22 protein-coding genes are annotated in these 21880 nt (G+C 63.4%); 8 read left to right on the forward strand and 14 right to left on the reverse strand.

Annotation, left to right across the window (positions count from 1 at the left end; translation table 11 throughout):
* The first annotated feature begins 302 nt into the window (after positions 1-302).
* The gene (locus tag NKJ18_RS15190; protein ID WP_023673564.1) at positions 303-560 is read left to right on the forward strand and encodes a hypothetical protein; all 258 of its coding nucleotides are present in this window, start codon (positions 303-305) and stop codon (positions 558-560) included.
* Positions 561-666: 106 nt separating this feature from the next.
* On the forward strand, positions 667-1470 hold the full coding sequence (locus NKJ18_RS15195; RefSeq protein WP_352758576.1) for a hypothetical protein: 804 nt from the start codon (positions 667-669) through the stop codon (positions 1468-1470).
* A gap of 41 nt (positions 1471-1511) precedes the next feature.
* Here NKJ18_RS15195 and NKJ18_RS15200 read toward each other — a convergent pair whose 3' ends face one another.
* The gene (locus tag NKJ18_RS15200) at positions 1512-1889 is read right to left on the reverse strand and encodes a hypothetical protein (RefSeq protein ID WP_023816816.1); all 378 of its coding nucleotides are present in this window, start codon (positions 1887-1889) and stop codon (positions 1512-1514) included.
* A 239-nt stretch (positions 1890-2128) separates the two neighbouring features.
* A complete protein-coding gene (locus NKJ18_RS15205; RefSeq protein WP_352758578.1) occupies positions 2129-3460 on the reverse strand; it encodes a dihydroorotase in 1332 nt (443 codons plus the stop codon).
* Positions 3461-3542: 82 nt separating this feature from the next.
* Between NKJ18_RS15205 and ygfZ the strand changes: the two genes are divergently transcribed.
* The 3 genes from ygfZ to NKJ18_RS15220 all read left to right on the forward strand — a co-directional run bounded on the left by ygfZ (position 3543) and on the right by NKJ18_RS15220 (position 7241).
* Positions 3543-4403 carry a CAF17-like 4Fe-4S cluster assembly/insertion protein YgfZ gene (gene ygfZ, locus NKJ18_RS15210; protein ID WP_352758580.1) on the forward strand — a complete coding sequence of 287 codons (861 nt, stop codon included), beginning with the start codon at positions 3543-3545 and terminating at the stop codon, positions 4401-4403.
* On the forward strand, positions 4403-5041 hold the full coding sequence (locus NKJ18_RS15215) for an HD domain-containing protein (RefSeq protein ID WP_023687298.1): 639 nt from the start codon (positions 4403-4405) through the stop codon (positions 5039-5041). Before ygfZ ends, NKJ18_RS15215 begins: the two co-directional genes overlap by 1 nt.
* Positions 5042-5108: 67 nt before the next feature.
* On the forward strand, positions 5109-7241 hold the full coding sequence (locus NKJ18_RS15220; RefSeq protein WP_352758583.1) for a putative bifunctional diguanylate cyclase/phosphodiesterase: 2133 nt from the start codon (positions 5109-5111) through the stop codon (positions 7239-7241).
* Here NKJ18_RS15220 and NKJ18_RS15225 read toward each other — a convergent pair.
* Entirely contained in the window at positions 7210-8058 is an 849-nt protein-coding gene (locus NKJ18_RS15225; RefSeq protein WP_352758585.1) for an AraC family transcriptional regulator, read from the reverse strand. The two genes, NKJ18_RS15220 and NKJ18_RS15225, sit on opposite strands and share 32 nt — an antisense overlap.
* Before the next feature lie 91 nt (positions 8059-8149).
* On the opposite strand from NKJ18_RS15225, the gene NKJ18_RS15230 reads away from it, so the two are divergent.
* A complete protein-coding gene (locus NKJ18_RS15230) occupies positions 8150-9316 on the forward strand; it encodes an amidohydrolase (protein WP_352758588.1) in 1167 nt (388 codons plus the stop codon).
* A 12-nt stretch (positions 9317-9328) separates the two neighbouring features.
* On the opposite strand, the gene NKJ18_RS15235 is transcribed toward NKJ18_RS15230, so the two are convergent.
* Positions 9329-10246, reverse strand: coding sequence for a fatty acid desaturase family protein (locus NKJ18_RS15235; RefSeq protein ID WP_352653175.1), 918 nt, complete (start codon positions 10244-10246; stop codon positions 9329-9331).
* A gap of 85 nt (positions 10247-10331) precedes the next feature.
* On the opposite strand from NKJ18_RS15235, the gene NKJ18_RS15240 reads away from it, so the two are divergent.
* On the forward strand, positions 10332-11231 hold the full coding sequence (locus tag NKJ18_RS15240; RefSeq protein ID WP_352758590.1) for a LysR substrate-binding domain-containing protein: 900 nt from the start codon (positions 10332-10334) through the stop codon (positions 11229-11231).
* A gap of 13 nt (positions 11232-11244) precedes the next feature.
* Here NKJ18_RS15240 and NKJ18_RS15245 read toward each other — a convergent pair whose 3' ends face one another.
* From NKJ18_RS15245 to NKJ18_RS15280, 8 genes are all read right to left on the reverse strand, one after another.
* Positions 11245-11517 carry a DUF3303 domain-containing protein gene (locus NKJ18_RS15245; RefSeq protein ID WP_023670254.1) on the reverse strand — a complete coding sequence of 91 codons (273 nt, stop codon included), beginning with the start codon at positions 11515-11517 and terminating at the stop codon, positions 11245-11247.
* Positions 11518-11555: 38 nt separating this feature from the next.
* The gene (locus NKJ18_RS15250) at positions 11556-13019 is read right to left on the reverse strand and encodes a RimK family ATP-grasp domain-containing protein (protein ID WP_023692866.1); all 1464 of its coding nucleotides are present in this window, start codon (positions 13017-13019) and stop codon (positions 11556-11558) included.
* Between the two features lie 5 nt (positions 13020-13024).
* Positions 13025-14122, reverse strand: a complete 1098-nt coding sequence (locus NKJ18_RS15255) for a peptidase C39 family protein (protein ID WP_023692865.1) — start codon at positions 14120-14122, stop codon at positions 13025-13027.
* 159 nt (positions 14123-14281) lie between these two features.
* On the reverse strand, positions 14282-15073 hold the full coding sequence (locus tag NKJ18_RS15260) for an anti-sigma factor family protein (protein WP_023687291.1): 792 nt from the start codon (positions 15071-15073) through the stop codon (positions 14282-14284).
* Positions 15070-15588 (reverse strand): RNA polymerase sigma factor, encoded by a 519-nt coding sequence (locus NKJ18_RS15265; protein WP_023692862.1) that lies wholly within the window; start codon positions 15586-15588, stop codon positions 15070-15072. The genes NKJ18_RS15260 and NKJ18_RS15265 overlap by 4 nt, the downstream gene beginning before the upstream one ends.
* Before the next feature lie 162 nt (positions 15589-15750).
* Entirely contained in the window at positions 15751-16167 is a 417-nt protein-coding gene (locus tag NKJ18_RS15270; RefSeq protein WP_352758593.1) for a type II toxin-antitoxin system VapC family toxin, read from the reverse strand.
* Positions 16167-16409, reverse strand: coding sequence for a type II toxin-antitoxin system VapB family antitoxin (locus NKJ18_RS15275; protein ID WP_023670248.1), 243 nt, complete (start codon positions 16407-16409; stop codon positions 16167-16169). Before NKJ18_RS15275 ends, NKJ18_RS15270 begins: the two co-directional genes overlap by 1 nt.
* 47 nt (positions 16410-16456) lie before the next feature.
* Complete coding sequence (locus tag NKJ18_RS15280; protein ID WP_352758596.1) at positions 16457-19255, reverse strand: DUF2339 domain-containing protein; 2799 nt, start codon at positions 19253-19255, stop codon at positions 16457-16459.
* 247 nt (positions 19256-19502) lie between these two features.
* Here NKJ18_RS15280 and NKJ18_RS15285 point away from each other — a divergent pair, with 247 nt between their 5' ends.
* Positions 19503-19967, forward strand: coding sequence for an NUDIX hydrolase (locus NKJ18_RS15285; protein WP_023687287.1), 465 nt, complete (start codon positions 19503-19505; stop codon positions 19965-19967).
* A gap of 100 nt (positions 19968-20067) precedes the next feature.
* Here NKJ18_RS15285 and recO read toward each other — a convergent pair whose 3' ends face one another.
* Both recO and NKJ18_RS15295 read right to left on the reverse strand, forming a co-directional pair.
* Positions 20068-20859 (reverse strand): DNA repair protein RecO, encoded by a 792-nt coding sequence (recO, locus tag NKJ18_RS15290; RefSeq protein ID WP_023692858.1) that lies wholly within the window; start codon positions 20857-20859, stop codon positions 20068-20070.
* 102 nt (positions 20860-20961) lie between these two features.
* A complete protein-coding gene (locus NKJ18_RS15295; RefSeq protein ID WP_023742629.1) occupies positions 20962-21855 on the reverse strand; it encodes an aminoglycoside phosphotransferase family protein in 894 nt (297 codons plus the stop codon).
* Positions 21856-21880: the final 25 nt, after the last annotated feature.

The raw sequence follows: 21880 nt of genomic DNA on the forward strand, positions 1-21880 counted from the left end.
GCCTTTTCGAGCACCCGCCTTGTATCCACGGCACGTTGATGCAATCTTGGTGTTGCACTTGCGCAACAGTATTAACGAAACGTTAGCGCGCGAATGCGGAATTAACTCAAACTGAAGGTTTTCATCCCGCTCACCGGTCTAATCGGCTAAGTTTGAATCGGACCGAACGCAGGCGACGAAGTTTGTAAAGACGATCAAAAAAATGTCGTATTTACAGATACTTACTTAGCCTGCGTGAGATAGGGGCAGCCCAAGCCGGATCCGACCCGTCGGACCGCCGCTTGAAAAGGTGGACATCGCAAATGGAACATGGCGTCAACGACATCGACGCGCTTGTCAGGGAAGAAAAGCGCCTGACCGCGGTGGAAAGCCATAGCGAGGCCTGGGCGGAAGGTCTGTCGGCCGGCATAGAACCTGAAATCATCGCCGAGGCAGCGCTTGAAACCGCGTTCGGCGAGATGCTGCGAGCCAATGGCGAGACCTCGGCCCTTGCCCTGCTCGACCGCATGCGTGAAAAGGTGATCGCCGGCGCCTTCGAGCCGGAGCGGTTTCGGCACTAGGCGGCGCGCGTCTCAGAGGGTGCATCGCCAGCTTACCGGTTCTTTGACGACGGCGCGCCGTTTGGGCATCATGCCTGAAGAGCCTAGGCCCGAGGAGAGGCAAGCGGTGAATTTTTCGATGTCAGGCCGGCCTCGCGGCGTGGCCCTCAGCATCTGGCTTGCCGCTTCCTGCGCCGCGGGTCCGCTGGCGTTTGTCCTGACCAGCAACCCTGCCTACGCGTTGAGCGAGATCAAGCGCGAGGAGCTTCCAGTTCCTGCCGGGCCACCAGCCAATGGTGAGACGGCGCCGTCTGAAAATTCAGTGCCAATGCCCGATCTGCCCGGCACGGCGCCACCGGCGGTCAGCCAGCCGAAATCGCCCACGGAGCCCGGACAAAGCCAACCGGAGGCCCCCGCCAACGATGGCGGCGTGGCCAACCCGCGTGCCGATCCAGAAGCGCCGGTGCCCGAAGTCGTCTACGACCTTTCCAAATTGCCGGAGCCCGTCAGGCGCATGCGCGATCTGATGGTCGAGGCCTGCGTCAGCGGCGACATCGAGAAGCTGCGGCCGCTGATCGGCAAGGGCGACACCATGACCCAATTGTCGCTGGGCGAAATCGAGGGCGACCCGATCGCGTTCCTGAAAGGGCTATCGGGCGACAAGGAAGGTCAGGAAATCCTCGCTATCCTGGAAGAGGTGCTCAATGCCGGCTATGTCCATGTAGACGTCGGCACACCGCAGGAACTCTATGTCTGGCCGTATTTCTTCGCCCTGCCGCTTGACAAGCTCAACGCCAGGCAGCGGGTCGAACTGTTCAAGATCGTCACCGCCGGCGACTATGACGACATGAAGCAGTTCGGAGCCTACATCTTCTACCGCGTCGGCATTACGCCCACCGGGCAGTGGACGTTTTTCGTCGCCGGGGATTGAACGGCCGGCGAATAGCTGTCTCTCCTGCGCGGTTGAGGCGCTTATTTACAACTGTATTCCCAAGTGAAAATTTGAGGATGCTCAGCGTCGGGATCCTCGTCTTGTTCAGGATCCCTGCTTACGGCTATACTCCCCAGGGCGCTGACGCCATTTTGGCAACTACCCTTGATCAATCTCGCCACCATTCCAAAAACTTGCAGATGCCGATCTCGGAACGACATCTCCGCCAGCGGCCCATCATACTTTTCTCTGTTATGAATGACCTCTATGCGTCTCTTGTTCGAACCCAGGTCGATTATAGAGTAGTTGAATTCCGATCCGCTCAATTCAGACACACCCTGCTTCGGGGTATCCAGGGCATTTGCCGAAACTTCAGTCATACCCAGAATGATCAAGATAGCGGACATATATCTGAGCATAATTCCCCCCAATAAACGAGAATTAGAGTCTGTCTTGCCGGATGCTTTCCAGAGTAATTCCAGGAAAAGTGTGAAACGGCTTTCCGTCCGAATTGCGTCCAAACAAAGAGAGTGACGGATTCGGCAGAACAATGCACCGCTTTGGTTAGTAAATACGCCGCGGTATTGGCCTGTCCCGCCTGGCGGTCGAACGGGGATCCGTAGCCGAGGACACGTATGGTGGTTCGTTATCCGGCCGCCTAAGCCGGCAGCGCCTCGGAAAACTCCACCGGCCTGCCCTGTCCTGGCGTGACGATCTCGCCTTCCCACATCACGCGACGACCGCGCACGATGGTGCCGATCGGCCAGCCGGTGACTTCCTTGCCGTCATAGGGCGTCCAGCCGGCCCTGGAGCCGGCTTGCGCATTGGTGATGGTCTCGCGCCGCTGGAGGTCGACAATGGTGAAATCGGCGTCATAGCCTGCGGCGATACGGCCTTTCCGGGCCATGCCGAAGATGCGCTGTGGGCCATGGCTGGAGAGGTCGACGAAGCGCTGCAGGGTCAGCCGGCCTGAATTGACGTGGTCGAGCATGATCGGCACCAGCGTCTGCACCCCGGTCATCCCCGACGGCGAGGCCGGATAGGGCTTTGCCTTTTCGGCCAGCGTGTGGGGGGCGTGGTCGGAGCCGAGCACATCGACGATGCCTTGCGCAATGCCGTGCCAGACGCCGTCGCGATGGCGGACCGCGCGAACCGGCGGATTCATCTGGATCAGCGTGCCCAGCCGCGCATAGTCGTCGGCGGTGAGCGTCAAATGGTGCGGCGTCGCCTCGCAGGTGGCGACATCCTTGTGCTGTTCGAGGAACACGATCTCTTCGGCAGTGGAGATGTGCAGGACATGGATGCGGGCGCGGGTGCTGCGCGCGATGCGCACCAGCCGCTCGGTGCAGCGCAAGGCCGCGATCTCGTCGCGCCAGACGGGGTGTGAGGACGGGTCGCCCTCGACGCGCAAGCCGAGGCGCTCGCACAGCCGGAACTCGTCCTCCGAGTGAAAGGCGGCGCGGCGGCGGGTGTTGCGCAGGATCGATGCGACACCCTCGTCGTCCTCGACCAGCAGGTCGCCGGTGGACGAGCCCATGAACACCTTTATCCCGGCAGCACCCGGCAGCCGCTCGAGCTCACCGACATCATCGGCATTCTCGCGCGTGCCGCCAACCCAGAAGGCGAAGTCGCAATGCATCCGGCTGGTGGCGCGGCGCACCTTGTCGGCAAGCGCCGCCTCGCTGGTGGTCAGCGGATTGGTGTTGGGCATTTCGAAGACGGCGGTGACCCCGCCCAGCACAGCCGCGCGCGAGCCCGTCTCCAGATCTTCCTTGTGCTCCAGCCCCGGCTCGCGAAAATGCACCTGACTGTCGACGACGCCTGGCAGGACGTGCAGCCCGCGACAGTCGATCGCTTCGCCGGCCGAAGCTTGGCGAAGATCGCCTATTGCGACGATGCGACCACCCTTGACGCCGACATCGCGCGCGGCTTCGCCATCATGGTTGACCACAGTGCCGCCTGTCAGGATGAGGTCGTAGGTGGTGGCCATGGGCGTTCGGTCTCTTGCGGGGGGAGTATCGTCGGCTTACGTAAAGGCCGACTGTTTTGCAAGATCAGGTTCTTTGCCGCCCATGCCTTTTGCCCTGTTCAAAGACCGCGCCCTCATTTCCGTGTCAGGCCCGGATGCCGAGCATTTTTTGCAGAACATCCTCACCACCGACCTCGACACGCTGGGCGCCGGTGCGGCAAAACCCGGTGCGCTGCTTTCGCCGCAAGGCAAGATCCTGTTTGATTTCCTGATCTCGCGTAGCGGCGAGGACGGATTCCGGCTGGATTGCCGTGCCGACGTCGCAGACGACTTCCTGCGCCGGCTGATGCTTTACAAGCTGCGCGCCAAGGCCGAGATCGCGAAGCAGGATCAAGTGCTTGTGACGGTTGCGTGGGGCGATGATTCAAGCGCCTCACCTTCTGATTCAACGACACTTGCCGATGCCCGCTTCCGCGATGTGGTTGTGAGCCGTTCCTATGGCGGCGCATCCGTAGGTGGCGATCCGGCTGCATGGCAGACGCTCCGCATCGCCAATGGCATTGCCGAAAGCGGTCCCGATTATCAGCTCGGCGATGCCTTCCCTCACGACGTGCTGCTCGACGAGACCGGCGGCGTCGGCTTCAAGAAAGGCTGCTATGTCGGCCAGGAAGTGGTCTCGCGCATGCAGCATCGCGGCACCGCCAGGCGGCGCGTGCTGATCGTTTCGGCCGACCATGCCTTGCCCGCGCCGGGCTCGGAGCTGACGGTTGCGGGGCGGCCGGTCGGCACGCTCGGTTCCAGCGCGGGCACGGCCGGACTCGCCATTGCCCGCATCGACCGGGTCAAGGCGGCGCTCGACGCTGGCCAGCCGGTACTGGCCGGTGATGTCACCGTCTCGCTCGCCATCCCGTCCTGGGCGAAGTTCAGCTTTCCCAGGGAAGCCATCGGCGCGGAGGACGCCTGATGGCTGCCGATCGCGTCGGAGCGCCACCGCGCGCGTGGCAGCGCATGCTGTCGGGGCGGCGGCTCGACCTGCTCGATCCCTCGCCGCTCGACATCGAAATCTCAGACATCGCCCACGGGCTTGCCCGCGTCGCCCGCTGGAACGGGCAGACCCGCGGCGATCACGCCTTTTCGGTCGCCCAGCATTCGCTGCTGGTCGAGGCGCTGTTCAGCGAGTTGCAGCCGGACGCCTCGGCCAATGCGCGGCTGGCAGCACTGCTGCATGACGCGCCGGAATATGTCATCGGCGACATGATCTCGCCGTTCAAATCGGTAATGGGCGGCTCCTACAAGGAGTGTGAGCTGCGTCTCCAGCGCGCCATCCATCAGCGCTTTTCGCTGCCGCCCGAACTCGGCGTCGGCTTGCGCAAGGAGATCAAGCGCGCCGACCAGATCGCCGCCTATTACGAGGCGACGCTGCTTGCCGGTTTCTCGACCGCAGAAGCAACCGAGTTCTTCGGCCGGCCGCGCGGCTTCAATGCCGACCGCTTCGACTTTACGCCGCACTCGGTGACCTCCGCGCAAGCTGCCTTCCTCAAACGCTACGCCAGGCTTGAAAAGCAACGCCAGGCAACGGTTGCCGTGCATTCGGCGCAGTGAACATACGCTAAATTAACCAGCGGCAACCACAGTACCGGGTTTCGATCACGGTCAGCAGGCACGCCTCATGTCCGTTGCGCACGTCAAGGGTGGTTCGCCCGTCCGCAGACGGGGAGCCGGAGGCGTGGCCGCGCCACGGCAGATCGCCGACGAACTGCGCCACCAGAACGAGCGCTTTTCCGCGGCCGTCGAGAATATGTCGCATGGGCTGTGCATGTTCGACGCCGACGAGCGGATGATCATCTGCAACGGCAACTATATCAGCATCTTCTCCCTCGACGCGAAGATCGTGCGGCCCGGCATCGCGTTCCTGGACATTCTAGAGCACAGCGTCGACATCGGTGTCGCCTCACAGAGCGCCGAAGACCTGTATGCCATCCGCAAGCCCTATATCGAGCGCGCGCAAGCCTCGACCTACGAGGAAATACTGTCGGACGGACGTATCGTTTCCATCACGCACCGGCCGCTGGCCTCAGGCGGCTGGGTGTCGATCTATGAGGACATTACGGAGCAAAGGCGGGCCGAGCAGGAACTGAAGGAGCAGCACCGCCGCTTCGATGCGGCGCTCGCCAACATGTCGCAAGGCCTGTTGATGTACGACGCCGAAGGCACGCTGATCGTGCGCAACCAGCGCTTCCTCGACCTCTACAAGGTCACGCCTGACGACTTCCCGCTCGGCATGAGCCAGCGCGCCCTGCTCGAACAGATGGTGCGACTGCGCATCTATCCGTCGATGGACATCGACGGCGAGATCGCCAACACCAGAGCCAGCCTGCAGGCCGGTGAGGAGCGTTCGACAGACCGCAGCCTTGCCGATGGCCGAACGCTGCTGGTTGCGCGCCGGCCGCTTGCCGGTGGCGGCTGGGTGGCGACCTTCGAAGACATCACCGAGCGCCGGCGCGCCGAAGAGCGCATGAGCCACCTTGCCCATTACGACACGCTGACCGACCTGCCCAACCGATCGATGTTTCGCGAACGGCTCGACCAGGCGATGGCCGGCGATACACCGTTGGCGATCTTCTCGCTCGACCTCGATCGCTTCAAGGCCGTCAACGACACCTGGGGACACCCGGCCGGTGACTGGCTGCTGAAATGCGTGGCGGAGCGGTTGCGGCACAGCCTGCGCAGCGACACCGATGTGGTCGCCCGCCTCGGTGGCGACGAGTTCGCCATCCTGCAGTTCAATCCCAAAGGCGCCACCGATGCGGAACAACTGGCAAAACGCATCGTCGCTGTCGTCAGCCAGCCGTTTCGCGACAAGGGCCGCGACATGCATGTCGGCATCAGCCTTGGCATCGCGCTGTATCCCGGTGACGGCAAGGACGCCGACACGCTTTTGAAGAACGCCGACATGGCGCTTTACAGCGGCAAGAGCGAAGGCCGCAACGTCTACCGCTTTTTCGAGCCCGGCATGGATGCCTTGGTGCGGGCGCGCCTGGCGCTCGAAACCGATCTCGAGACGGCACTGAAACGGCGGGAGTTCGTGCTGGAGTTCCAGCCGATCACCAACATCGCGTCGGGCAAGATCGTCGGCGCCGAAGCGTTGATGCGGTGGAATTCACCGACGCGCGGCCTGGTGGCGCCCGACGATTTCATCGCAGCCGCCGAAGACAGCGGGCTGATCGTTCCGCTGGGCGAATGGGCGCTGAAACAGGCCTGCAGCGTGGCCGCCGGCTGGCCGCCTGGAATGCGCATCGCCGTCAATGTCTCGGCAGTGCAGATCAGAAGCGCCGACTTTGCCCGCAGCGTGATTTCGGCGCTGGCCGTTTCCGGTGTGCCGGCCAGCCGGCTCGAACTGGAAATCACCGAGACCGTGCTGATGGATGAGAGCGAGACGGTGCTGAAGACGCTGAGGCAGCTGCGCGAACTCGGTATCCGCATCGCGCTCGACGATTTCGGCACCGGCTATTCGTCGCTCGGCTATCTCAGGCGTTTTCCCGTCGACAAGATCAAGATCGACCGCTCCTTCATCCACGATATCGACAACAAGGACACGGCGGCGATCGTGCGCACGATCATCGGGCTTGGTGCCGAACTTGGCATCACCGTCACCGCCGAAGGCGTCGAGACCGAAGCGCAGCTCGACATATTGCGCAAGGCTGGCTGCGTCGAGGCGCAGGGCTTTCTGATCGGCATGCCGTCAAAGGCCGCCGACATGGCTCGACTTCTCAAGACGAGGGCAGCGTCCCGGCGCGCCTGAACATCCCCGGCGTCATTCCATGCGCGGCGCGGAAGGTGCGCGAGAGATGGCTTTGGTCGGAGAAGCCGGCCGCAAAGGCGGCACCGGCGAGATCTGAACCTTGCCGGATCAGCAGATCGGCACGGCGCAGCCTGCGGTCACGGATGAAGGCAGCAGGGGTGAGACCCAGCACTTTCCTGAAATCGCGGATAACTTGAAAGCGCGTCACGCCTGCGGCTTCAGCGAGCCGCTGCAAATCGAGGTCCGAGTTCAGATGGTCTTCGATGACCTGTTCATAGACCCGGAGCCGGCTTTTCGATCCGAAGCTTTCGACCGCCTCGCGCCGCCGGCCGCCCCAATCGCCATGGCGCAGGATGAGCTTGCGCAAGGCGATCAGCATGGATGTTTCGGCGCTCGTGGCATCACCCGATGACGAAGCCAAGTGCGCGACGCCTACTGCCTGGACGAGATCGGCATCATCGACGATCGCTTGCGAAAACAACGGCGGGCGATCCTGCCCGAGTTCGTCCGCGATCGCACCCATGAGCGAGGCCGACGGATAGAAGGTGCGGTAAGCCCAACCCTGGTCGGCACCCGCCTCGCCGTCATGCCATATCTCCGGATTGACGAGCAGAACCGTGCCCGACGGCGCGAGGACAGTCTCGTTGCCGATGCGGACCCGCTCGCACCCTTGCGTGATCAGGGCGACGACATAGGTCGGGTGCGTGTGCAGCTGGTAGCGATGCCGCGTGAAGCGCGCCTTGAGCATGCCAAGATCGCGAAAGCGCGGATGACGCCAGAACTGCGTCGTCTCCTGAGGCTGTTGAATTCCAGACACGGTCAATCCTGTTCAAGACGCTGCCGGCGCAAATCCTTTACGTGCTGGCATCGACAAGGCCGAATTTACGATAGCCGGCAAGGAGAGCGCAATGCTGCACAACGACCCCATCGCCGCCCTCACCCCGCAGGTGGTGGAATGGCGGCATCACATCCACGCCAACCCCGAACTCGGTTTCCAAGAGTATGAGACCGCGCGCTTCGTCGCCGACAAGCTGCGCACCTTCGGGCTCGACGAGGTTCATGAAGGCAAAGGCGGCACCGGCGTGGTTGGCGTCCTCAGAGGACGACCAGGCGTGCGCGCCATCGGGCTTCGCGCCGAACTCGATGCCTTGCCCGTGCTGGAGAAGACAGGATTGCCATATGCGTCGAAGAAAGACGGCGTGATGCATGCCTGCGGCCACGACGGGCACATCGCGATGCTGCTCGGCGCCGCCAAGCTGCTCGCCGACAACAGAGCCTTCGACGGCACCGTCTGTTTCATCTTCCAGCCGGCGGAAGAAAATGAAGGCGGCGCCATGCGGATGATCAAGGACGGACTGTTCGAGCGCTTCCCCGTGGAAGCCGTCTACGCCGTCCACAACTGGCCGGGGCTGCCGCTCGGAAAGATCGCGGCCCGTGCCGGGTCGATGATGGCGGCCGTCGACACTTTCGAACTGAACTTTGAGGGGACCGGCGCGCATGCCGCCATGCCGCAGCTAGGCGACGATCCCGTGCTCGCGGCCGGCGCCTTCGTTCAAGCCGTGCAGCGCATCGTCAGCCGTTCGGTCGACCCGCAAATGGCGCTGGTCGTTTCGATCACCCAGATCCATGGCGGCAATGTCGGCAACATCGTGCCGGGCAAGGTCTGGCTGCAGGGAACCTGCCGCTTCTTCGAGCCCACTTTGTCGGACGATTGCGAAAGGCTGATCGGCGACATCGCGCAAGGCATTGCCTCGGCGCATGCACTCACCGCCAAGCTCGCCTACAAGAAAGGCTACCCGCCGCTGGTCAACACGTCGGCTGCCACTGACCGGGCCGTCCAGGCGGCAACCGCGGTTGTCGGCCGCGAGCAGGTCGAGACCGCATTCAACCCGAGCCTCGGCTGCGAGGATTTTGCCTACATGGTCCGCGAAGCCGGCGGCTGCTATGCCTGGGTTGGCGCAGGAGCGGTCAGACTGGGCGAAGGGCTGCACGGCGATCGCTATGTCTTCAACGACGCCATCGTCCCCACCGTGCTCCGCTATTTCGTCACGCTCGTTGAGCAGACGCTACGCTGACGGCCGAGCGCCTCAGCGCAAGGTCTCGACGTATTTCTCGTGGAAGCTGACATAGCCGGGTTCGACGACTTTGAGATGGCGCTCGATCAGCTGGTGGAAGGCCGGCAGCTGATGGAAGGGCACGCCGGGATAGGCGTGGTGCTCGGCGTGATACGGCATGTTCCAGGCGACTTTGCGCACCAGCCAGTTGGTCAGCGTGGTGCGGGTGTTTTCCAGCATGTTGGCGACAAGCGGGCAGCGGCCATGCTCAGCCAGCAGATAGAGCCTGAGGAAAGGCTGGCCGAGCAGCGCCGGCACGATCCAGACATAGAGCAGTACACTTGCCTCGAACCACAGGGCTAGCGCGGCGACCACGACATAGAAAGCGATCATGGCGCGGGCTTCAGTGCGCACCTTGGGCAGGCCTTTCGGCGGCACGTAGCTGTCGTGGCAGCCGCCAATCGCGTTGGTGTAGAGTGTCTGCAAATGCCCCCACCACACCGGCAGGCCCGAGACGTGGACGATGTATTGCCGCATCGTCTCCGGTTTCGGGAAGGCGAGTTCCGGATCGTTCTCTGGATCCTGGGTGAAACGGTGATGGGCGAAGTGGAAATAGCGAAACCAGTCGGCGGGCAGCGCGATCGCCAGGCTGCAGACCCTTGCGGCGGCATCGTTGAGCCACTGCGTCTCGAACGCCGTCCTGTGCACCGTCTCATGCAGCAGCGTGAACAGGAAGACGATGAGAATGCCTTGCGGCAACATCAACAGCGGCCAGTACGGCACCTTGGCCGCAATCAGCCCGCCGATAGCCACAATCGCGCCGAGATGGAAGGCGAGTTGGACCAGACCCGGCCCGTCCGACTTGCCGGCCAGGCGGCTGCGCTGCTCATTGGTCAGAGACGCGACGACGTCGCGATGGTCTCTGGGTTCAAACTGGGCCGATACGGTCATGGCGCCAAGCTACTCGAATAAGAAAGCTTTCGAAAAACGAGGATTTCTGCGACATAGATAAGCTTACCTTACTATCGGATAGCCCATGACCGCGCTTCCTTCCCTGAGAGGACTTCAAGCCTTCGAGGCGGCGGCGCGCTCGGGGAGTTTCGCCGCAGCGGCGGATGAGCTCTCGATCTCGGCGGCCGCGGTCAGCCAGCTCATTCGCACCCTCGAGGAGCAGATGGGTCGAAAACTGTTCCATCGCGTCAACCGCCGCGTGATGCTGACGGAAGCCGGCGTCGAGATGCTGCCCCGGCTGACCCTGGCTTTTCGGGAGATCGGCAGCATCGCGCGTGGCAGCGATGCCTTCCGCCCGCGGCTTGTCATATCGGTGCCGCCGTCCATGGCGATGGGCTGGCTTTCCGAACGTCTCGCCGGCTTTGTGGCCAGCCACGGCGCCGTCGACATATCCCTGCGCGGCGATGACGATCCGGTGCCGTTCGACCGCGAACTGATCGACATCCGGCTGTCCTTCGGCCCGCACTATCGTGAACACCCGACCGAAGACATTGTCAGGGACGCCGTCTACCCCGTCTGCGCGCCAGAACTCACCGCCCAAACCTACAGCCTCGCCGGCCTGCCACTGATTCACACCGACTGGGGACCGACCGGCGCGTCGTTTCCGTCTTGGCGCACCTGGTTCGAGGCGGCGGGCATAGAACCCGGCCGCGCAGTGCAGCGCGGCCTGTCGGCGAACTCGTCGCGGGCAGCGCTCGACCTTGCCATTTCAGGGCTGGGCGTGGCGCTGGCGCAAGGCATTTATTGCGCCGGGGCGCTGGAAGAGGGCCGTTTGGTCCGGGCTAATGCCCTATCGATCGCGCTGCGTCAGCCATATTGCCTGACGATCCCGGAACGCAGTGCAAGGCGCGACCTGGTGGCGGCGTTTCGCAATTGGCTGATTGAGGAATGCCGGCGGTCGGTGGGTTCGCCGGTGCTCGGCTGATGGACCGAACTGCTCAGAGATGGCCGGCCAGTGCGGCGACCATGTCCTTGTTCGTCGCCACGGGAATGATCTCGAACTCCACCAGGTCAGACCATTCGATGACCCAGCGCTGCAGCAGCGTGACGTCATCGGCTTCGACCAAAAGGAAGCAGCGGCTCATATCAGCCGCGATCCAGGAGTGGTGCACGACAAGCGCGTCCGGCTTCAATCGGCCGCGCTCGCCGAAACGGCGGTAGATCTCCTTGCGGTCGCAGCCGGTGAAATCCTCGATGACGATGAACTGCATTTTTCCCCCTCGGTTGAATTACCGCCCGGGACCGCAAACTAACGCCCGGGACGGTCCAGCCGCTCCAGGAACCATTGCGTCAGCCGCACCCAGACTTCGTCCTTTTCGCCGGAATCCTCCCAGCCATGGTCGAGGTTCGGGTTGTCGTTGACCTCGATGACGAAGACGCCATCCTTGGTTTCCTTGAGATCGACGCCGTAAAGCCCGTCGCCGATGCAGCGCGCCGCCTTCACCGCGGTGTCGACGACATGCGGCGGCGTCTCTTTCAGCGTGAAGGTCTTGATGCCGCCCTGGTCGGGCTTGCCGCTGGCCTTGTGGTTGACGATCTGCCAGTGTTTTTTCGCCATCAGATAATGCACGGCAAACAGCGGCTGCCCGCCGAGCACGCCGACGCGCCAGTCATATTCGGTCGGGATGAATTTCTGCGCGATCAGGAGATCGGAATCCTCCAGCCACTCGGTGGCGAGCGTCTTCAGTTCTTCGAAGTTGCCGCATTTCTTGACGCCGCGCGAGAACGATGAATCCGGGATCTTCAGCACCAGCGGAAAGCCCAGCGTCTGCGCCGCCAGTTCGAGGTCCGAGGTGCCGGCTATCATCACCGTCGGCGGCACCGGCACCTTGTTGTAGGCCATCAGTTCGTTGAGATAGACCTTGTTGGTGCAGCGGATCATCGACAGCGGGTCGTCGATCACCGGCATGCCTTCCTGCTGGGCGCGGCGCGCGAAGCGGTAGGTGTGGTTTGAGATCGAGGTGGTCTCGCGGATGAACAGCGCGTCGTAATTGGCGAGCTTGGCCAGGTCCTTCCTGGTGATCGGCTCGATTTCGACGCCCATCTTTTCGGCGATCTTGGCCCAGTAACGCAGCGAGGAAATCTCCGACGGCGGCAGTTCCTCATGCGGATCGACCAGCGTGGCGAAGGTGTAGCGTGCCGGCGTGCGGCCCTTGGTGTCGCGCCACTCGCGGTTGGTGTACGTCTCGAGCGCCTGCACGAAGAGGGCTTCTTCCTCCTCGGCCATCCTGGCCAGCGGCAGGAAGCCGATCTTGCGGATCGAAGCCCATTCGGCGCTGTCCTTGATGTGAACCTCAAGCGCCGGAGCGCGGAACCAGTCGAACAACAGCTTGGCGAAGCGGTCCCAGACCTTCGACGGTCCGATGCCGAAGAAGATGCAGATTTTTTGCGGGAATACGCCACCGAGATCCTTGCGACATTTGTTGAGCGCCAGCTCCAGTTCCGGCAGCGCGTGCTCGTAGAGCTTGCGCTCGGACAGGTCGATCATCGTCTCGACCGTCGGGATGACCTTGTGGCCGCGCGAACCGGCGAGCAGAGAGGCATAATAGCCGCGGCTCTGGTAGGCGTAATTGTTCGACAGGTTGATGACCTTCGGCTGCTGGCCGCGAAACAGCGCCGGATGCGCAAGATAGTCACGGTTGGTGATGATCTTGTGCGGCGTCGCCGCCGGGTCGAGATCGTTCTGACGGCCGGTGAGGATGACCCAGGTCATTGTTATCAGCGTTTCCCAAGAGTGATGGCAGCACGCAGTCCGTCGCGGCCAAATTGCGCCATGTTCATGAAGATGCCGTGCGGCACGGGAATGTTGGCGGCATCGAGGATGGTCTCCTGTCTTTCGTCCTCGACCCAGGGATCGTGGATCAGGATGTGGTCGCCATCGTCGCCGATAGCCAGCACCCAATGCGGCACCTTCTTGCCGAACATCAGGAAGCCGCTGATCAGCACCAGCACCAGTTTTCCCTGAGCCAGGGCGCCGCGGATATCGTCGATGGTGAATGGACGGTAATTCACCGGGATGCCGTAAAGTTCCGCGCGGCGGCGAAAGTCCACCTGGGCAAGTTCCATCACCCGGCGCTTGTCGTCGCTGCGCACCGATTGCAAGAACAGCGCGCCATAGAAGGACACGAAGATTTCCGCCGCAAGCCCGCTTTCGTAGCCGGAAACCGCAAGGCCGAAGGGCTCGCAGCCGCCCGGGCCGGACATCATGAACACGGTCGTTGCCTCGCGCCATAGGCGGATTTCCATGACCGGATCGGGCACGAAGCCGGAATCGAAATTGGCCATCGCCATCATCAGGCAGCATGGACCGCAGGTGAACTCGCAGGTCTGCTGGTAGAACGGGACTTTGGTGGCGACCGGAATATCGCCGCGCAAGGTCTTTTCGTAGCGCAGCGCGGTGGCGCCATCCTCGTAATAGTGAGGCTCGCGACCGATCTTGCGGTAGCCGCTCTGCTCATAGATGCCAATGGCGCGAAGATTGTCCTCGCGCACTTCGAGACGCAACATCATGCGGTCATGCTCGAAGGCAGCTTCTTCGGCCGCTGCAAGCAGCATGCGGCCAATGCCGCGGCCGCTGAAAAACGGGCTGGTGGCAAGCGAATAGAGCCGGGCGACGCCGCTGCCCTTGCGAAACAGCACGATGGCGTAGCCGGCGACACGACCATCGCTTTCGGCGACCAGCATCTCGGCTGTCTCGCGTTCGATCAACAAGCGGAAGGAGCGCCGGGAAATGCGGTCACTGGAAAAGACCGCCTTCTCGATGGCGGCGAGGTCATCGACGTCGGACGCGCGGGCCTTGCGAATCTCGGCAGGCATGCGGGTTTGGAAAACCTCGATTGGGTGGAGGAAAAGGCCGCGGTCAAAAACGTCGCAAACATCAGCCGAAACGCCGATATCCATCAAGCGCTATCGCACTTCGAATAGGGCCGAATTGTGACACTTTCTACCCAGGCGCATTCCCGAAACGGAATGCGCTTAACTGGCGATACCCGCCAGAAGCTGACCGTAGGCGCGCTTGGCGACCGCAGCCAGCTGCTCTCGCGGCAGCGAGCCGACGACGGCGCAGGCATAGCCCTTGTCCAGCCAGTAGACCGCCTCGGGACCGTCGGCGTCGGCCATGTAGGTGCCCTTGGACTTGGCTGAGGAATCAGCGGTAACGAACAAGGAGATGCGCTGACCCTTGGCGTCTTCGTAAAGCAGCATCGCTGCCTTGCCCTGGCCGGCGGGCAGCAGCCGGCCGCCAACCAGCTGGAAGCCTTCCGCCACCAGATCCGGCGCCACCAGTTTCAGGCCGACGCGGTTGGACAGCCAGGTCTGCAGGTGATCCTTGTCGCTTGCCGGCACTTCCACCGCATGGCGCTGTTCGGCGGCATAGATGACATGGGCGGCGATCGCCTCTTCGGCCAGTTGGTCATCAGCGCCATCTTCCCTGCCGATGCCGTCGATGCCGGCAAAATAGCCGCCAAGACCGCCGATGACGAGCACTGCGGCCGCCGCGGCCGCAAGCCACCAGCGCGACTGCCGCGCCGCCGCTTTGGTCGCGCCTTCACCGCTAACGATCTGCTTGAACAGCACCGGCACGGGCTCGTCGAGCACACCGGCAAAGGCGGCGCGCAACGCGGCGCGGTCGGCGGTGTAGCGGGCGCTTTTCGCCTTCATTTCGGGATTGGCGTCGATCCAGGCGTCGTAGGCGGCGCGCTCGTCGCCCGGCAGCTCGCCGTCGAGAGCCATGTGGATATCGCGTTCGGAAAAATCGCGGCGGGTCATTTCTCGACGATCCTTATCGAGCGGCGGCGCGCCGTGTCATCGAGCAGGCTGCGCAGCTCCTCGCGTCCGCGCGCTATGCGCGACATCAGCGTGCCGGCGGGCACGCCGAGAATGTTGGCGGCTTCGGCATAGGAAAACCCTTCGATGGCGACCATGACGAGGGCGGCGCGGCGGTCGGGGCTGATCGCCTGCAATGCGTCGATGATCTCGCGCGAGGCGGCGTTCTCGGCCTGCTCGGCGGGGACTGTCTGCGCCTCGTTTGCGTCGAGCGGCAGGATCGCCGCCTCACCGCGCCGGTTCACCTTGCGCATCTGATCGATGAACAAATGATGCATGATCGTAAACAGCCACCTCCGGGGGCTTTCTCCTGTCTGCCAGCTTTCAAGCCGCAAGAGCGCTCGTTCGAGGCAATCCTGGACGAGATCGTCAGCGGATTCGCGGTCGCGCAGAAGCGAGCGTGCGTAGCGGCGCAGGCGCGGTATTTCGCCAAGGATTGCTGCCTTCTTTTCGTCCATGACCGCTGGTTCTGAGGTCGCCCTTGTTTAACCCGATTGAACGCGCCTTCCCGGCGCGGCGCAAGCGGCCAGCGCGAAGCGGTCTGCCGCCCCGGTCACCCAAGCAGTGAGATAACGAGTTGATCGGCTAAATTATTCCCCGCAATCAACAAAAGGGCCGAATTATCCTAAATCGGTCTGTGCGAAATCATGGCCTTTGTATAGCAGTGGAAGATCGCGGCTTTTCGCGCAGGCGTAAGCAAAACAGTCTCCTAGATTCAGATCCGCCTTGTGGCCAACGGCTTTGCCGTAATGGGCACTCGCGTCAATGGCCCGAGAGCTGATGTTGTCGTCAATGGCCAGACTCTCTCCCATGATCTCCACAATGAACTCATCGATCAGATCGCGGGCATGGAGAAGGGCTTCAGCGCTGGGTCTGCGCGGGCCGGCGCCGGCCCTTGCCAATGCCTGTGTTGCTTCGAAGTGAACCAACGGAGAAACCCAGACCTGCCCGGAAAAACCGGATAGCTGCTTCAGCAATTCCTCCCACCCAGGTTCCTGGTTGAGAATGGCGACGATCACCGACGCGTCGACAAACATCAGTCTTCCCACATCTCGTCGGTGAACTTCTTCATATCGAAATCGGGATTGGGCAGGCCAAGCTTCCTGGCCCTGTCCTGAAGACTGGCGATCCGATCGCGCAGCGGCACCTTCGCCCGATTGCGCTCAAGTTCGTGCACGAGCGCGACCCGCACCGCCTCCGTTTTGCTCGGAGCGTTCGTCTCGCGTTGCAATCTGCTGGCCAGCGCATCCACTTCGTCGTCGCGGATATAGAGCGGCATCGAATATCCTCCGTTGGATATTCATATATTCCATCTCGTATATCACTTCAAGTTGCAGCGTTGGCCTCCCTCGCCGCCCGCGTCAGCAGCCGCTGGTAGAACAGGCCGATGCCGATCAGCACGGCGCCAAGACCGATGAAGGACAGCGCCCTGAGCACGCCTTCCAGTTCCGACATGTCGAACAGGAAGACTTTTACCACGGCAATCGCGATCAGCGCCGCCGAGGCAATGCGCAGCACCTGCGACTTCAGCCAGACGCCGGCGGTGAGCAGCACGACGCCAATGACCAGCCAGAGCGCCGAATAGGTGTAGGTCTCAAGCTGCCCGAGGCCGCTCCACAGGCCGATGAACTCGCCCTTGAACACGCGCCTGACCGACAGTGTGGCGTAGGCGAAGACAAGCAATGCCGCCACTACCGCCAGCATCTGCGCATACCATGGCGGCCGCTTGTCCCTGGCATAGAGCGCCAGCCCGCCGGCGGCTATGGCCGGCAACAGGTAAGCCAGGAACAAGAGGTTGAACACCGGGATCTGGCCGGTCGATTCGTCGGTGAACAGCGGATTGAGCACCAGGAAATGCTGGAGGACGATGAAGGCGACCGAGAGCACGCCGGCGGCCATCGAGCCGTAGCGCAGCACAGAGCTTGGCGAGCGCATGTCGATGGCCACCAGTATCGCGCCGGCACCGATGGCGATCAGCGTATAGATCGCCTGTTCGGCGAGCGTCACCGGGCCGGTGTCGATGACGCCGCCATGCATGGCGTGGCGCACCAGCATGGCGACGGTGAGCAGCGCAAACAGGGCTGCACCCGCCTCCATCGCAAGGCGCGGCCGGCCATTGCCAGTTGTTGGTAGTGCGGGGGTGGTACGCGCGAGTTGCCAGGCGGCAAAGCCGAAGGCCAGCGCCGGTACGCCGTATCCCGGCAGCAGCCAGTTGAACACCGGCGTCGTCGTCAGGAACTCGGCACCGACGATGGTCGAATCGAAGGCGACGCGGCCCAGCACGGCAACGACCGCGCCGACCGAAATCCAGCCAAGCACCGGATAGCTGCGCCACCGCGTCGCCAGCGCCGGCACGATGGCGGCAACGCCGGCAAGAATGGTCGTCCAGCCGGAACCGAAGGCCATGTGCAGCATCAGGAGCCCGGCCAGAGCCGAGCCGCAAAGCGCGAAGGAGACGGCGACGTTGCCCTTGAGCGGCGGCTGTTCGGCGCGCGCAATCCATTCGCCGCCGGCGGCGAAGACGACGACCAGAAGGGCAGCTATCGCTGCGTAGACAAGGTCGCGGTCGAGATTGCCGTAGGCGAACCACAGCGTCAGCAGAATAAGCAGCGGCGAAGCGACGCCCCATGCCGCCCAGCATGCCGCGCGGACCCGTGCTGAGGCGGCGAAGCGGCGTGCGGCCCAGAAGCCGGCGCCGATGAAAACCAGGCCGAGGGCAATGCCGATGCGCAGCGTCAACGGATTTCCGGCCGCCACCGGCATGCCGTCAAAGCCGATATTCCCCTGGGTTATGTCGGAGCCGATGGTGGTGGGCGGAATGATGCCGAGATGGATCATCACGCTCACCACGCCGGCGGCATGCAGCAGCGGCAGCGCGCGCGGCCGGTAGAGTGCGGTAGCGACAAGGGCGACGAGGACGAAGGCGCCCGGCAAGGCGCCACCGGCGGCGACCAGCGTCGTGTCGACGGACAGGCCTAGCGCTGAAAACGCAACGAAAACGCCAGGCATGATCGAGGGCCAGTCGAAGCCCGCCTTTGCAGGTTCCGCTTCGCCGCCACGACTGCCCAGGCAAACAAAGGCAAGCACCGCCAGCGTCACCGCGTCGATGAACAGGACGACGGCAAGGTCGGCGAACCGGATGACGGCAAGGTCGGCGACGAGCGTACTCATCATGTAGGCGATGGTCCAGGCGCCGGTGCCGAAGAAGGCGGCCGCAATCAGGAATTTCCAGTCGCGAATGCGGGCGATCACGGCTGTGGCGGCAAGCACGATCGCCAGGTAGACGAACAGCGCCCATGGGTTGGGCGCCTGCGAGGACACAAGCGCCGGCGTCGCCATCGAGCCGACAAGGCCGATGCCGGCCAGGGCCTGACCGTGGACGAGAGCGGCGACAATGGTCGCTACGCCGATGGCGCCGAGCACGGCGAAAGCGAAGGCCGGGCCGACGAAACCGTAAATGGCGTGCGCGGCATAGACCGTACCGAACAGAATGAAGGCGCCGGCAGCCGTCAGGATCGCCGGAATATAGGCGCCTGCAGCCCCTTGCACCGGCACCTTGAAGCCGGTGCGGCGGATGAACTCGCCGCCGCCGATCAGCACCAGGCCGAGCAGCGCCGCCAGGGACAGCCGCACTTCGGGGCCGAAAATGCCGGCCTCGATGGTGTAGCGGATCAGGAACAGGCCGCCCAGGGCCAGCGCGACGCCGCCGACCCAGACCGCCCATCGTGTGCCGAGCGCGGTTTCGACCTCGGACTGGCGGGCTGCCTTCGCCGTGGCGGCAGGCGCGGATCCGGTGAATGCCGCCTTGGCCGCGGCTGACAGTTCTGGCACGGCCTCGCTGGTGGCCGCATCGGCTTCGGCGGCCGGTGCCTGGGCATGTGCCGCGTCGGCTGTTGTTGGCGAAGCTATGTCGGCAACTGGTGCGGTGGCCTGAGCGGCATCCGCCGGTGCGCTTGCAACCTGCTCGACCGGTTTGGCAACGGGCGGTGTCGCATGCACGCCGGACAGAACCAGGCTGCGCAGCGCTCCGAGCTCGCGCTCGATCAGACTGACGCGGCCCTGCTGGCGCAAGACGAGGACAAAAAGCACGATAACGACGACGGCGCCAATCAGGCTTTCAAACATGGCGGTTCCCCCAAACCAGGCCAGTTTTCACTGACAATTGCGGCGGCCACACGGCCACCCCAGACGGCTATTCAAGTCACGCCACCGCAATGGTGGCCGAAAAGAAGTTATCGAGCATGTTTCGTCGGCAAATTCCAGCGGCCTACGGTCTTTATCCTCACCCATCATCTGAGATAGCCAGGAATGGCATGCCGCCGCCACTTGCCCAGGAGCCATGCTATCCTCGGATGAACTGTGGGGAAATCGAATGCCGAAACGAAGTGCAGGGCTGCTGATCCACCGGACAAGGGCCGGCATTCTCGAATTTCTGCTCGTCCATCCCGGCGGCCCATTCTGGGCAAGGAAGGATGAAGGCGCTTGGTCGATCCCCAAGGGCCTCGTCGAGGACAATGAAGATGAGTTGGCCGCCGCCCGGCGCGAGGCTGGGGAAGAACTCGGAGTCAGCATCGAGGGTGATTTCGAGCCTGTCGGCAGCTATCGGCAAGCCGGCGGCAAGATCGTCATCGCCTGGAGTGTCGAAGCCGATTTCGATCCCGATGCCGTTAAAAGCAACATGTTCACGATGGAATGGCCGCCCAGGTCAGGCGTGACGAGGGAATTTCCCGAAATCGACAGGGCCGGCTGGTTTTCCTTCGCGGAGGCCAGCCTCAAGATCCTCGGCGGTCAGCGCGCCATCCTCGATGATTTCATGGAGCATCGCAAGGCCGGCTGAGGCTCTTGCCCTACGAGTACCCCCACCCTAACCCTCCCCACAAGGAGGAGGGAATGCTGCCGCATGCAGCTTTTGCTGTGAACCTGGACGGTTGCGGAGGTCAGCACCCACCGAGTCTCCCTCCCCTTTCTGGCGCAGCGTCTGCCGTAGTGGCGGCATTGCCGCCCGAATGATGCTTGCGCAAGGCGGCGAGGAAGCCGGCACGGGCATCGGGCTGTTCAATGCCGCGCGGCTCGTAGACATGGCGGGTGAAAAAGAAACCGGTCAGATGGAAGGCGTCCTCGAGTGCCGCGTGGTCCGCCCGCAAGCCGGAGCCGCGCTGCAGGAAGGCCGGCAGCGCCAGCATCTTGTCGCGCCACGGCGCACCGGCGGCTCGCGACACCGCACGGCCGGATTTCGGCGAGACATAGGCCAGATCCTGCCTGGCGCCGGTCGCCGCGCACTGGCTGAGATCGAGGCCGAAGCCGAGTTCGTCGAGGATGAGCAGTTCGAAGCGCGCCACCAGTTCCCCGGCGGCATCCGAATCGTCCAGATGGGCGATCATCACGGCAAGCGTCTCATACAGGCCGCCATGGGCGTCGCGCTCCGGCAGGAGCCTGAGATGCGCGGCCATGGTCTGCAGGCCGTAGACGGCGACTGCGCTGTCCATCAACCGGGCGGCATTCATCTCGATCGCCTCGGCCTGGAAGGTGCCGAGATGCTCGTCGAGGCGTGCCCGCCACAAAAGGTCGACGCGGTTGCCGGGCTGCAGCACCGGCTGCTGCTTGCGCGAGCGCCCGCCGCGCACCAGGCCGAGATGGCGGCCATGCGCACGCGTCATTACCTCGAGAATGGCGCTGGTTTCGCCATGCTTGCGGGTGCCGAGTATGATTCCCTCGTCGCGCCATTCCATGGCAGGAGCTTGTCACCGGTTGCATGGCGAAATCAAGATTTTGGCGCACCGCGTGCGATCTGTGCTGACATTGGATCTCCGCACATCGTCGAAAGGCTCCGATCACGCGAATTTCCGGTGATCGGCCAGGACGTCGTCGATGACGCGGCGCGATCGCTCGGCTTCGGCCTGGTTGGCGTCGTGTCCGGCAACGGTGATCAGCGCCTTCCACAGCGTCCAGCCGCGGCCGCGCGCCCAGGTCGCTTCATCGACGTCGATGGCGGCACGGAACGCCTCCCGGCTCTCGCCCTGGAAGAACGTCCAGGCGATCGCCAGGTCGCAAGAGGGATCGCCGATCCCGGAGGTGCCGAAGTCGATGACGGCGCTCAAACGGCCGTTTTGGACCAGAAGGTTGCCCCAGGCGACGTCGCCGTGAAACCAGACGGGCGACCCTTGCCAGGTGGCGGCAAGGGCCGCATCCCAGACAGCGGTGGCCGCCTGGGTGTCGATCTGCCCCTCCAGCGCCTGGAGTGCTTCCCTTGTCTGGTTGTCATACACGCTCGGCGATCCGCCGCGGAAGAAATTGTGCTGGCCCGCGGGCGGCCCGCCCGCCGGATCGATCCGCCGGAGCGCAATGAGGAACTTGGCCAGATCGACCGCGAACTGTGGGCGATCGGCGATTTCGGCGGTCTTGGCTGTTTCGCCGTCGATCCAGCGGTAGACGGACCATTGCCAGGGGTAGTCCTCCCCAGGCTCGCCCATCGCCAGTGGAACCGGGATCGGCAGCGGCAGAAGCGGCGCCAGCCTGGGCAGCCAGCGGTGCTCTTTTTCGACCTGCAAGGCATATGGTGCGGCACTCGGCAGCCGCAGAGTCATATCATTGCCGAGGTGGAAGGTTCGGTTGTCCCAACCGCCAAACGTCACCGGGCTCACCGGCAGATGCCGCCATTGCGGAAACTGCGCGTTGACCAGCCGGCGCACGAGATCGGTATCGATGGTCGGTTTTGGATCAGGCATGTCATCGTCTCAAACTGCCGGAGCG

It is taken from the genome of Mesorhizobium sp. M0217 (assembly GCF_040321955.1).
Lineage (GTDB): Bacteria > Pseudomonadota > Alphaproteobacteria > Rhizobiales > Rhizobiaceae > Mesorhizobium.